1 protein-coding gene is annotated in these 250 nt (G+C 42.8%); it reads right to left on the bottom strand.

Features of this window, described 5'->3' with window-relative positions:
- Positions 1–250: hypothetical protein (locus tag SM755_RS24015; protein ID WP_323174884.1), on the bottom strand; the 250-nt coding region annotated here is incomplete at both ends.

Here is a 250-nt window from a genome sequence, read left to right as displayed (position 1 = left end):
CAAGAAGTCAAACAAGTTGGTATCAAGACCAGCTTTAAGTCCCAGAAGATCCAAGCCAAGTATTTGAGAATCTGTAGTCGTTGGTGGGGGTGGCTGAATTATTATTGGTCTGCGACCCATTCTTGGTGGTGGTATGGGATCCGTAATCAAAGGTTCTATTTCTCTGTGTACCACTACTTGATACGATGAAACAGCAGCTATGGCAACCAGAAGGAAGAGTAAACAAACTTTCAAAAATGCCATGTTCACG

Source organism: Natrialba sp. PRR66 (assembly GCF_034808065.1).
Taxonomy (GTDB): Archaea; Halobacteriota; Halobacteria; order Halobacteriales; family Natrialbaceae; genus Natrialba; species Natrialba aegyptia.
This window is presented reverse-complemented; position numbering and strand designations above follow the sequence as displayed.